The sequence below is a fragment of the Pantoea sp. EKM10T genome, from assembly GCF_011800685.1.
Taxonomy (GTDB): domain Bacteria; phylum Pseudomonadota; class Gammaproteobacteria; order Enterobacterales; family Enterobacteriaceae; genus Pantoea; species Pantoea agglomerans.
In genome coordinates, this window is the sequence record NZ_JAALEU010000015.1 from 1 (window position 1) to 12,164 (window position 12,164).

The window sequence follows — 12,164 nt, forward strand, 5'->3', positions numbered from 1 at the left end:
ATGTGCCATCCCCGGCGGTCCGTCAGGCAGGCGAATGAAGTGAAGGAACCGCGCAGCGGCGCGAGGACCGCCAGCCCATGAGCGGCACCAGACTGCGTTATCACCTGTCGCTTAACTGGCTGGCATTAGCCGGCAGGCGCGTTTTTATTTAATCCGATGCGGTTAATCTTCCTGCTGGAACTGCGCCATCACGGCCTGCTCACACTGCTGTTCGTTAACGCGCAGTTTGGCACGCTCATCATCACCCAGCTGCAGCCAGGCACTGGCCACTTCACGCGCGGACTCTTCATCGAACTCGGGCTGATTCATCGCCGACGGCGACTGACTGCGCGCCACGGTCGATTTCATCTGTTCGACATACTGATCCGCACTGGCGACCTTTTTCTCGCCGCTGACAATGTGGCACAGCTGACTGGCATAAACATTCTGCTCAGTGTCAGCCTCGTCCGCCGCCAGCGCGCTGCCGGTGGCGAGGATGCTCAGCAGCACTATCTGAGTTACTTTCATTCTTAACTCCTGTTAGTTCGGGTTAAACCTTACGCTGAAGGGCTTCTAGGCGTTTCTGACGCCAGTTCAGCAGCGGCGACACGGTGGTGCCGTGGACCACCACGCTGCAGACCACCAGCGTTAACGCCATATTGGTCATAATTTCCATCTGCGGGCCCTCCATACCGTGCGTCCAGGCATAGGCGATGTAGTTCAGACTGCCAATCCCGCGGATGCCCAGCCAGCCAATCAGCAGACGCTGCCCCAGCGGCAGTCCGGCGCGCAGCGTCACCAGCCAGACGGCCAGTGGCCGCACCACCACAAACAGCACCAGGCCAATCAGCACGCCGTAGATGTTCCAGTGCTGCGCCAGTGTGACGCCCAGCACCACCATCATGCCAGCCGCCAGTAAACGTTCAATAGTATCGCCAAAAGAGAGGGCGTCGCCTACTACAAACCCTATCGACTTCACCATATTGTTGTCGCCCTGATGCGCCAGGCGTTTGTTAGGGTTCACCAGTGCTTCAGAGGGCAGCACGCGCTCGTCGTCAGAGAGATCGTCCGGCTGATGGCGACGGAATACGCCCATCTCAGCACGGCGTAATCCCAGCCCGGCGGCGAAGGCAGCCAGGAAGCCGGAGGCACCCAGCCACTCCACCAGTGAATAACTCAGCGCAATCAGCGCCAGCGCCAGGAAATCATTGGGCGCCACATCGCCATTGGCATTGCGTAGTCGGGTCGCCAGCAGGCCAATCAACTGCCCCAGCACAAAACCGATGATCAGACCGCCGCCAATTGCCCAGAGCACCTCGACCGCACCCCAGTGCCCCAGCATCGCCACGCTCAGGCTTTCGCCATTAAACAGCAGCAGCGCCAGCATCAGCAACGGCAGCGCGGAACCATCATTCATACCCGCTTCGCTGGAGATCGCCACGCGCAGCGAGTCATCATCCTGCGCATCGTTGACCGAGATTAAGCTCGCCAGCACCGGATCGGTTGGCGCGACAATGGCACCAAACGCCAGTGCAATCGGCCAGTCTAATCCCACCAGGAAGTGCGACAGCAGGGTCATCGCGGCCACGGTCAGCAGCATGGCGGGAAAAGCCAGTTTCAGCCCGGTGTGCCAGCAGTTATTTTGCAGCGGCTGACGCAGCTTGAGGCCGGTGATGAACAGCGAGGCAGCCATGGTGATTTCAGTGATGTGCGCCACGGCTTCGGAATGGGTAACAATATCGATGTGGATAACATCAAATCCCCACGGGCCGCACAGCATGCCCGCGATAAGGAACAGACCAAATGAGGTGACTGGCCCCCGGTGAATCCAACCGGAAGCCAGCGACATCAGCAGCAGAAGGCCGCCCGTCGCTGCTGTCCAGGCTAAAAAGTTCATAACACTCCAGATTATTTCGGGTTTATGAATAAGCCTGGCACATTTTTTGACGGGCGAGGTGTCAGTTTTTCAGGTGTCGACTGGCGAAGCGGACCGCCAGCGCGGCTGCACCGGCTAAGGTCGAGAGCGCAACCACGCCATTCCAGCCCCAGTGTGCCAGCGCCAGACTTCCCAGCGCCGCACCGGTGGCCATACCGATAAACACCACGGTAAACAGCAACGCATTCAGGCGACTGCGTGCTTCCGGCGCCAGGCCATAGACCAGCGTCTGATGCGCCACCAGCGTGGCCTGCACCCCTAAATCGAAGCCGATGGTGCAGAGGACAATCAGCGCCAGCTGGGCCGGCATCGGCAGCAGCGGCAGCAGAAACATCAGCGCAAAGGAGATCGTTACCAGCGCGGCGCCAGCCTGCGTGACCCTTGCCGGACCGATGCGGTCAGCAAAACTGCCCGCCAGCGGTGCCGCCATGGCACCCGCCGCACCGGCTAAACCAAACGCCCCGGCCACGGCACTGTCCAGATGAAAGCGGTCGCTGAGCATTAACGCCAGCGTCGACCAGAAGGCGCTAAAACCCACTGACAACAGCCCCTGAGCCAGTGCGGCACGACGCAGCGTCTGATGGTGACGCCACAGGTGCACCAGCGACAGCAACAGGCGCGGATAGCTCACCGAGGTGCCTGGCGCGAAACGCGGCAGTACCCGCCACAGCGTCAGCGTAATCAGCAGCACCGCTAGCGCGGCAATCATATACATGGTGCGCCAGCCGAAATACTCTGCCACCACCCCGCTGACCACCCGCGACAGCAGGATGCCCACCAGCAGCCCGGTCATCACCGTGCCGACTGTTTTACCCCGGCTGCGTTCCGGCGCCAGCGCCGCCGAAGCGGGCACAATATCCTGCGCCACGGTGGCGGTCAGGCCGGTGATAAAACTGGCAATCAGCAACGCGCTGAGTCCACCGGAAAAACCACACAGCAGCAGCGCCGCCACCAGCATTAAGCCTTTGATAAAGATAATGGTGCGCCGGTCATGGCGATCGCCCAGCGGAGCCAGCAGCAGGATGCCCAGCGCATAGCCCGCCTGGGTCAGCATCGGCACCATGCCGACCGCGCCGATGCCGGCGTTAAACTGCTTGCTGATGATATCCAGCATCGGCTGACTGTAGTAGATCGATGCGACGCTGAGTCCGGCACCGGCGGCCAGGGTAAACACCAGCGGCGCAGAGAGCGGTTCATTTTGGGTCTGGGTCTGTATGGCTGACATGCTGTAATCCTCATCATTTCGTCCTGCCATTAAAGCGCATTGCGGTTATACGCGGTAGACTGACATCAGGCAAAACCGTTATACGTGGTGCGTATGAACAATCCTAACAGCAGCGATCGCATCGATCTGATGCAGACTTTTATCCGTATTGTTGAGAGCGGCAGCTTATCCGCCGCCGCCGCGCAGCTCGGCACGACACAACCCACCGTCAGCCGCCGACTGCAGAGCCTGGAGCAGCGGCTGGGCCTCAAGCTTATCCTGCGCACCACCCATGCACTGAAGCTTACCGATGATGGCGAGCGCTGCTACGCCCAGGCGCGGCAGCTGCTGGCGACCTGGCATGCGCTGGAAGATGAGCTGACCGGGGCCAGCGATGACCCGGTCGGTACGCTGCGGGTTCGGGCCCCGCACGCCTTTGGCCAGGATCAGCTGATCGCCCCGCTGGTGGATTATCTGCACCGCTACCCCCGGCTCAATATTGAGTGGATGCTGAATGACCGCACGCCCGACTTTATGGCGGAGAATGTGGACTGCGCCATTCAGGTCGGTGCGCCAACCGATCCTTCGGTGGTGGCGATACTGCTGGCAGAAGTGCCACGTATTGTGGTGGCCGCCCCGCACCTGCTGGCGCAGCAGCCGCCGATAGAGCGGGTTGAACAGCTGCGCGATCTGCCGTGGCTGGCACTGACCAGTTTTTACCGTAACGAAGTGGTGTTGCAGAAGATTGACGACGGCCAGCCGGTGAACCTGCCGATTATGCCCCGGCTGAGCAGCGACAGTTTATATGCGGTGCGCAAAGCGGCACTGGCTGGGATGGGAGCCGCGATCGTCTCGTCCTGGGCGGTGCAGGAAGATCTGGCGGATGGCGGCCTGGTTCAGCTGATGCCCGCGTGGCAGGCACCGCCGCTGCCGGTGTGGCTGACCTATCCCTGGGCGAGTTACTACCCGGCCAGGCTGCAACACTTTTTTGCCATGATCAAAGAGGTGATGCCGCAGCTGGCGGGCACGCGTCCGGCCTCACAGCCAGCGGGTCGTTCAGGGGGAACAGAGCGGAAAGGGTAAAGCAGGCGCCCGCCTCAGCGGGCCGCCAGAGAGGTTACTTCGGTTTTTTATCGCTGCGCGACATCTGATCCAGCCAGCCCATCACAAAGGCGGAGAGCACAAAGGTCAGGTGGATAATCACGTACCACATCAGCTTGTCGTTTTCGACGTTGCGCGCTTCCATAAACACCCGCAGCAGGTGAATTGAGGAGATGGCGACAATGGAGGCGGCGACTTTGTTTTTCAGCGAGCCGGAGTCCATCTTGCCCAGCCAGCTCAGCTTCTCTTTATCTTCGTCGATATCGAGCTTAGAGATGAAGTTCTCATAACCTGACAGCATCACCATCACCAGCAGGCCGCCAACCAGCGTCATATCCACCAGCGACAGCAGCAGCAGGATCAGATCGTTTTCCGCAATGCTGAAAATGTTGGGCAGCAGGTGGAAAATTTCCTGGAAAAATTTAATGGTCAGCGCCAGCAATCCCAGCGAAAGTCCAATGTAAACCGGGGCCAGCAACCAGCGCGATGCATACATCAGGTTTTCGGTAAAACGTTCCATACAATCCCACGAATAATCAAACAGGTCCGGGAGTATAACCGATCAACTGTGAAGTTATTTCAGCCCTTCGTCAGAAATTTCAGGGACCGGCGGCAGCGGCAGCGAGAGACGAAATGCCGCGCCACCTTCGGCCCTGTTCTCTGCCCAGATCTGACCGCCGTGGCTCTCGATAATGGTTTTACAGATTGCCAGACCCAGCCCGACGCCCGGCACCGCCGACTCTTTGTCGCCCCGCCAGAATTTATCGAATATCCGGCTTAAATCGTCTTCGGCAATGCCCGGTCCGCTATCCCAGACCGAGATCTCCAGCCGTGATGCCGCACGCCAGGCGCGAATGCCGCGTGGTGCGCTGTTACCGGCATACTTCAGGCTGTTCTCAATCAGGTTGGTGAAGACCCGCTCCAGCAGCGTGCTGTCGCCTTTGATCAGCACGATGTCGTCCGGCAGATCGAGCCGGACCTCATGCCCTTTCAGCGACGGTGCCATGCTGCTCAGCGCCCCGCCGACCACCTCTTCCAGCGCCAGCCACTCCTCACGCAGATTGAGGCCGCCCGACTGAATGCGCGCCATATCCAGCATGTTGCTCACCAGCCGGATGGTGCTCAGCGTCTGCTCGCGGATCTGACTGGCCTGCGGCACATATTTTGAGTTGTCGCTGGCCAGGTCGAGCATCAGCATTTCCGCCTGACCAAACAGCACGGTCAGTGGGGTGCGCAGGTCGTGGGACAGCGCCGACAGCAGCGCATTGCGCAGCTGTTCACGCTCCGCCGAGAGCCGGGACGCCGCCTCGCTATGCGACAGCGCCATCCGTTCCAGTGCGTTAGCAATCAGCACCGTAAAGGTTTCCACCAGCCGCTGCTGCTCGGGGATCATCAGCTGACGCAGGTTCTGCGGCTCCACCACCAGCAAACCCCGGCAGTGCGCGCCACTTTTCAGCGGCAGGATCTGATAAGGCACCGCCGGTAAGGTATCAGTGCCCGCACCCGCAGGCTGGCCTTTGCTGTAACTCCATTTAGCAATCGCGCGATCCGGCTCGCTGGCCGGTAACGCATCGCCCACCGGTTGCAGTTCGCCCTGCTCATCCGGCAGCAGCAGCAGGCAGCGCGCCTGTAACGTGGCATCCAGCACCCGCTGGCTGGTGGCGGCGATATCCTGCGGCGTTAACGCACTGCCCAGCGATTTCGCCATCTCATAGAGCTGGCGCGCCCGCTGCTCGCGGTAGCGCGCCACCCGCGCCTGATAACGCACGCCTGCCGTGAGATTGCCGACGATTACGCCTACCGCCAGCATCACGCCAAAGGTGACCAGATATTGCAGATCGGAGACCGCCACCGTGCCGGTGGGGGCAACAAAGAAGAGGTCAAAGGCGACGATATTCATCACCGTGGCGATCACCGACGGCCAGCGACCATAGCGCAGCGCCACGATCACCACCGCCAGCAGATAGATCATTACGCAGTTGGCGGGATCGAAACCGATCAGTACCGACTGCCCGGCGGCGGTTACAAGAATACAGAGCACCAGCGCCATCATTACGCCGCGCAGCTGAATACGCCATTTTTCGCTGGTGACGCGGCCATCCGGCAGCGGATGCGGCGCATCCTTCAGCGGCTCATCCAGCGCCACCACCAGCAGATCGAGATCCGGCCCCAGCTGGCCGAGCCGTTCGGCAAAGCTGTCACGCCGCCAGCGCCGCAGCGGGCGACGACCGGTGACAATTTTGCCCAGATTGTGCGCGCGGGCGTAACCCAGTACCGCTTCGGCTTCATCGGGTTCAGAGAGGGTCGCGGTTTCCGCGCCCAGCTCCTGCGCCAGCTGTAACGTGCGCAGAATCGCCCGTCGCCGCGCTTCCGGCAGCCGGTGCAGCCGGGGCGTTTCGACATAGACCGCGTGCCATTCACTGCCAAGCCGCGCCGCCAGTCGGGCGGCGGTGCGCACCAGCTTTTCACTGCCGCTGTCGTCGCCAATGCAGAGCAGAATGGCGTCGCGGGTGTGCCAGACGCGCTCCCGTCCCTGCTGATCGCGCCAGGCGCGCATCTGATCATCCACCCGATCGGCGGTGCGACGCAGGGCCAGCTCACGCAGGGCGAACAGGTTACCTTTGCGGAAAAAGTTTTCGATGGCGCGTTCCGCGCGGTCGCCAATGTAGACTTTGCCCTCTTTCAGCCGCTGCCGCAGATCGTCGGGCGGCAGATCGACCAGCACCACTTCGTCGGCGCTGTCGAAAAAGGGATCGGGCACGGTTTCGCGCACCTGAATGCCGGTGACGCCGCCTACCACATCGTTGAGGCTCTCAAGATGCTGTACGTTGACAGTAGTCAGTACATCGATGCCCGCTTCCAGCAGCTCCTCAATATCCTGCCAGCGCTTGGGATGGCGCGAGCCCTGCACGTTGGTGTGCGCCAGCTCATCCATCAGGATCACCGCCGGATGGCGAGCCAGCGCGGCATCAAGATCAAACTCTGCATGACGCGAGCGGCCGGTTGCGCGACGCGGCAGCAGAGTTAACCCTGTCAGCAGCTGTGCGGTTTCCGGCCGGTCATGGGTCTCTACCACGCCGATTAAGACATCCAGACCCTGCGCGCGCAGCCGCTGTGCCTCCTGCAGCATGGCATAGGTTTTACCCACGCCCGCACAGGCACCAAAGTAAATTTTCAGCTGCCCGCGATGACTTTCGCGATTAGCCTGCAGTAGCGCGTCGGGATCGGGACGCTGGGGTTCGTGGTTCATCGCTTCCTTAGAGCCTATGCCAGTAGGCGTAATTGTTGCAGACAGTCTGGACACGGACAGCGCGGAACAACCGGAGCGTACACGTAGTACGTGAGGATAACTCGCTGCGCTCGCCCCTTCAGGGCCGCCCTGACGGGCGTTCAGGTTGCTAAAGCAGCCTGTGTGAGCACTGCCCAGGTTCAGACTGACAAATAAAATAGCCTAATGGGATAGGCTCTTAACACCATTACAGTTCGTTGAGCGCCATATTCAGCTGCAACACATTGAGGGTCGGTGTGCCGAGGAATGGCATCAGCGGACGATGCGTCATCTTATCAATCAGCGCCTCGACCTGCGGCAACGGCAACTGGCGGCTGGCGGCGATACGCGGTGCCTGCCAAAGGGCGGCCTGTGGCGAAATATCCGGATCCAGCCCGCTGGCTGACGCGGTGACCAGTTCAACCGGGACGGCGGCCGGTGCCTGCGGATTGGCGGCCCGCAGCGCAGCGACGCGATCGGCTACCGCTTTGTCCAGCGCCGGGTTGCTGGCGGCCAGATTGCTGCCCCCTGAGGCCAGCGGATTATAAGGTTTATCGCCACTGGCTGAAGGGCGGCCCCAGAAATAGTTGGGCTGGGTAAAGTTCTGGCCAATCAGCGCCGATCCGCGCGCCACGCCATCCTCCTCCAGCAGCGAGCCGCTGGACTGGGACGGAAACAGCCACTGCGCCAGACCGGTGGTGAGCAAAGGATAAACCACGCCGGTAACAAGCGTAAGCAGCAACAACAGTAAAATTGCCGGACGTAACTGACTCATTTTTCTCTCCTCAGGCCATGCCTGAAAACACTAACAGCAGATCGATCGCTTTGATGCCGACAAACGGCACCAGCAGGCCACCCAGACCGTAAATCAGCAGGTTGCGGCGCAGCAGCGCAGCGGCGCTCAGTGGGCGGTAGCTGACGCCTTTCAGGGCCAGCGGGATCAGGAAGACAATCACCAGAGCGTTAAAGATCACCGCCGACAGAATCGCACTGGCTGGCGAGTGCAGGTGCATCACGTTAAGCATGTTGAGCTGCGGATAGGTCGCCGCAAACGCCGCCGGAATGATGGCGAAGTATTTCGCCACGTCGTTGGCGATACTGAAGGTGGTCAGCGAACCACGCGTCATCAGCATCTGTTTACCAATGTGCACCACTTCAAGCAGCTTGGTCGGGTTCGAGTCGAGATCGACCATGTTGCCCGCCTCTTTCGCCGCCTGGGTACCGGAGTTCATCGCTACCGCCACATCCGCCTGCGCCAGTGCAGGCGCATCATTGGTGCCGTCGCCGGTCATCGCCACTAAACGTCCTTCCGCCTGATACTGGCGGATCAGCGCCAGCTTGGCTTCCGGCGTGGCCTCTGACAGGAAGTCATCCACGCCCGCTTCAGCGGCAATCGCTGCGGCCGTCAGCGGGTTATCGCCGGTGATCATCACCGTTTTGATACCCATTTTGCGCAGTTCGGCAAAGCGCTCTTTGATGCCGCCTTTGACGATATCTTTCAGCGCCACCACGCCCAGCACGTTCGCGCCCTCTGACACCACCAGCGGCGTGCCGCCACTGCGTGCCACCTCTTCCACCTGCGCATTGACCTCGGCAGGGAAACGGCCATGGTTCGCTTCGATGTGGCGTCGTACCGCATCGACCGCGCCTTTGCGGATCAGTCGATCCTGCACGTTTACGCCGCTCATGCGGGTCTGCGCAGAGAACGGAATAAAGCTGGCACCCATGCTGCTGAGATCGCGCTCACGCAGATTAAATCGCTGTTTTGCCAGCACCACGATGCTGCGCCCTTCCGGCGTCTCATCGGCCAGCGAGGCGAGCTGTGCGGCGTCGGCCAGTTGCTCTTCGCTGACGCCCGGCGCGGGCAGGAACTGGGTCGCCTGACGGTTACCCAGCGTGATGGTGCCGGTTTTGTCCAGCATCAACACATCCACATCGCCCGCGGCTTCCACCGCACGTCCGCTGGTCGCAATGACGTTAGCACCCAGCATCCGGCTCATCCCCGCCACGCCAATCGCCGACAGTAAGCCGCCGATGGTAGTCGGGATCAGACAGACCAGCAGCGCCACCAGCACCGTGATGCTGACTGGCGTTCCGCCCCATGCCGAGAACGGCCAGAGTGTCACGGTCGCCAGCAGGAACACGATGGTCAGTGATACCAGCAGGATGGTCAGGGCAATCTCATTCGGGGTTTTACGGCGTTTCGCGCCTTCCACCATGGCGATCATCCGGTCAAGGAAGGTTTCGCCCGGGTTGGCGCTACAGGTGATCACCAGCCAGTCAGAGAGAATGCGGGTCCCGCCGGTGACGGAGGCGAAGTCACCGCCCGACTCACGGATCACCGGTGCGGACTCACCGGTAATGGCGCTCTCATCCACCGAGGCACCGCCCTCCATTACTTCACCGTCGCAGGGGATGATGTCGCCCGCTTCCACCAGCACCGCGTCACCTTTACGCAGCTCATCGGCACTGACCTGCTGCCACTCGGCGCCATAGCGCGCCGCTGAGAGTTTTTTGGCAAAGCTGGTTTTTTTCACCCCTTTCAGGCTACTGGCCTGGGCCTTACTGCGCCCTTCTGCCAGCGCCTCCGCCAGGTTGGCGAACAGCACGGTGAACCAGAGCCAGACCGCAATCGCCCCGGTAAAGCTGGCGCTGCCGCTGATCCGGCCGGTCAGCATCGCCAGCGCCAGCAGCGAGGTCAGAATGCTGCCGAGCCAGACGACAAACATCACCGGGTTATGGAACTGCACCCGGGGATCGAGCTTTTTCACTGCATCCCAGGCCGAGGTACGCAGCAATGCTGCGTCAAATAACGCCTGTTGTTGACGACTCATGAGGATTGTCCCTGAACAAGTTGCAGATGCTCAGCCACCGGGCCCAGCGCCAGAGCAGGAATAAAGGTCAGTGCACCCACCAGCAGCACCGTGCCGATCAGCAGTCCGATAAACAGCGGACCGTGGGTTGGCAGCGTGCCGTTACCCACCGGCTGCACTTTTTTCACCGCCATCGCACCGGCAATCGCCATCACCGGAATGATGATGCCGAAGCGGCCCAGCAGCATGCAGGCAGCCAGTAACAGGTTCCAGAACGGCGTGTTAGCACTCAGTCCGGCAAAGGCGCTGCCGTTGTTGTTGGCAGCCGAGGAGACCGCGTAGAGCACTTCGCTGAAGCCGTGAATGCCGGGATTGGCCATGGCACTGCGTCCGGCGTCGGTCATCATCGCCAGTGCGGTACCGATCAGCACCAGCGCCGGTGTGACCAGAATCGCCAGCGCGGTCATCTTCATCTCCCAGACGTCGATTTTTTTACCCAGGAATTCCGGGGTACGACCGATCATCAGCCCGGCGATAAACACCGCCAGCAGCACAAACAGCAGCATGCCGTAGAGACCGGCACCGACGCCGCCAAACACCACTTCGCCCAGCTGCATCAGCCACATCGGCACCATGCCACCCAGCGCAGTAAAGGAGTCGTGCATGGCATTCACCGCACCGCAGGAGGCGGCAGTGGTGATAACCGCGAACAGGCTGCTGTTAAGAATGCCAAAGCGCGTCTCTTTACCTTCCATGTTGATGGCGCTGTCAGCACCCAGCTGGAGGAAGTGCGGGTTGCCCTGCAGTTCGGCCCACATGACGACCGAGACCGCCGCCACAAACATCAGCGTCATCGCCCACAGCAGCATGTGGCCCTGACGACGGTCACGCACGCTTTCGCCAAACGCGAAGCAGAGCGCCGCCGGGATCAGGAAGATGCTCAGCATCTGCACCAGGTTAGTCAGCACCGTTGGGTTTTCAAATGGATGGGAGGAGTTGGCGTTAAAGAAGCCGCCACCGTTGGTGCCCAGCATTTTGATCGCTTCCTGCGACGCCACCGGCCCCATCGACAGCGTCTGCTGCACGCCTTCCAGCGTGGAGAAACTGTGATAAGGCGCGAAGTTCTGGATGCTGCCCTGGCTGACAAAGAACAGCGCCATCAGCAGGCTGATAGGCAGTAAGACATAGAGCGTGATGCGCGTCAGGTCGCGCCAGGCGTTACCCAGGGTCGCAGAGCTGCGATTAGCGAAGCCACGGATCAATGCAAACGCCACGGCGATACCGGTCGCGGCTGAGAGGAAATTCTGCACCGTCAGGCCCACCATCTGACTAAAATAGCTCAGGGTGCTTTCGCCGCTGTAGGATTGCCAGTTGGTGTTGGTGACGAAGCTCACGGCGGTGTTAAGCGCCAGATGCCAGCTCAGGCCAGGCAGCTGCTGCGGATTCAGCGGCAGCGCGCCCTGCATCAGCAATATTGCCAGCAGCACCACGAAACCCAGCGCATTAAACAGCAAAATCGCCAGCAGGTAGTGCGGCCAGCGCATGTCCGATTGTTGCGCGCCCAGCAGTCGCCACAGCGGCGCTTCCAGGCGGGCAAACACTGGCTTGTCAGCCACTAACGAGGCCAGACCCCGTCCGAGCGGCTGCGCCAGCACCATCAGCAGCAGCAGATAGAATGCGATGAGTAAAAAAGCATTGGCCGCCATCAGAAGGCCTCCGCATTTAACAGGGCATAGATCAGATAGCCCAGTAACAACACCACCAGCACAATGCCGGTTATTACGCCCACGCTCACAGGAACCTCCAGAGGATTGGATTTATGGCTTAGCTTGCGCGGAGGCGTATAAAGAAGGGGTTAAAATG

Annotated in this window: 10 protein-coding genes; 1 reads left to right on the forward strand and 9 read right to left on the reverse strand. The window is 60.9% G+C overall.

Translation table 11 applies throughout. The features are described from left to right. Positions 1 to 162: 162 nt before the first annotated feature. The 3 genes from HFD95_RS20535 to HFD95_RS20545 form a co-directional block, all read right to left on the reverse strand. Entirely contained in the window at positions 163 to 507 is a 345-nt protein-coding gene (locus tag HFD95_RS20535; RefSeq protein ID WP_010671501.1) for a hypothetical protein, read from the reverse strand. Positions 508 to 529: 22 nt separating this feature from the next. After that, positions 530 to 1,876, reverse strand: a complete 1,347-nt coding sequence (locus tag HFD95_RS20540; protein WP_010253425.1) for a sodium:proton antiporter — start codon at positions 1,874 to 1,876, stop codon at positions 530 to 532. A 61-nt stretch (positions 1,877 to 1,937) separates the two neighbouring features. Beyond that, positions 1,938 to 3,140: an MFS transporter gene (locus tag HFD95_RS20545; RefSeq protein WP_010253427.1), complete on the reverse strand. Its 1,203-nt coding sequence runs from the start codon at positions 3,138 to 3,140 to the stop codon at positions 1,938 to 1,940. Between the two features lie 93 nt (positions 3,141 to 3,233). Between HFD95_RS20545 and HFD95_RS20550 the strand changes: the two genes are divergently transcribed. Continuing rightward, positions 3,234 to 4,202 (forward strand): LysR family transcriptional regulator, encoded by a 969-nt coding sequence (locus HFD95_RS20550; RefSeq protein WP_167430662.1) that lies wholly within the window; start codon positions 3,234 to 3,236, stop codon positions 4,200 to 4,202. A 34-nt stretch (positions 4,203 to 4,236) separates the two neighbouring features. On the opposite strand, the gene HFD95_RS20555 is transcribed toward HFD95_RS20550, so the two are convergent. The 6 genes from HFD95_RS20555 to kdpF form a co-directional block, all read right to left on the reverse strand. Continuing rightward, positions 4,237 to 4,740, reverse strand: coding sequence for a TIGR00645 family protein (locus HFD95_RS20555; protein WP_010253431.1), 504 nt, complete (start codon positions 4,738 to 4,740; stop codon positions 4,237 to 4,239). A gap of 54 nt (positions 4,741 to 4,794) precedes the next feature. Beyond that, complete coding sequence (kdpD, locus tag HFD95_RS20560) at positions 4,795 to 7,470, reverse strand: two-component system sensor histidine kinase KdpD (RefSeq protein ID WP_010253433.1); 2,676 nt, start codon at positions 7,468 to 7,470, stop codon at positions 4,795 to 4,797. 226 nt (positions 7,471 to 7,696) lie between these two features. Beyond that, positions 7,697 to 8,263, reverse strand: a complete 567-nt coding sequence (gene kdpC / locus HFD95_RS20565) for a potassium-transporting ATPase subunit KdpC (protein WP_022623980.1) — start codon at positions 8,261 to 8,263, stop codon at positions 7,697 to 7,699. A gap of 10 nt (positions 8,264 to 8,273) precedes the next feature. Continuing rightward, positions 8,274 to 10,322: a potassium-transporting ATPase subunit KdpB gene (gene kdpB, locus HFD95_RS20570; protein WP_167430663.1), complete on the reverse strand. Its 2,049-nt coding sequence runs from the start codon at positions 10,320 to 10,322 to the stop codon at positions 8,274 to 8,276. Next, a complete protein-coding gene (kdpA, locus tag HFD95_RS20575) occupies positions 10,319 to 12,007 on the reverse strand; it encodes a potassium-transporting ATPase subunit KdpA (protein WP_010253440.1) in 1,689 nt (562 codons plus the stop codon). The genes kdpB and kdpA overlap by 4 nt, the downstream gene beginning before the upstream one ends. Beyond that, positions 12,007 to 12,096: a K(+)-transporting ATPase subunit F gene (kdpF, locus tag HFD95_RS20580; RefSeq protein WP_010253443.1), complete on the reverse strand. Its 90-nt coding sequence runs from the start codon at positions 12,094 to 12,096 to the stop codon at positions 12,007 to 12,009. Before kdpF ends, kdpA begins: the two co-directional genes overlap by 1 nt. Between the last annotated feature and the right edge of the window lie 68 nt (positions 12,097 to 12,164).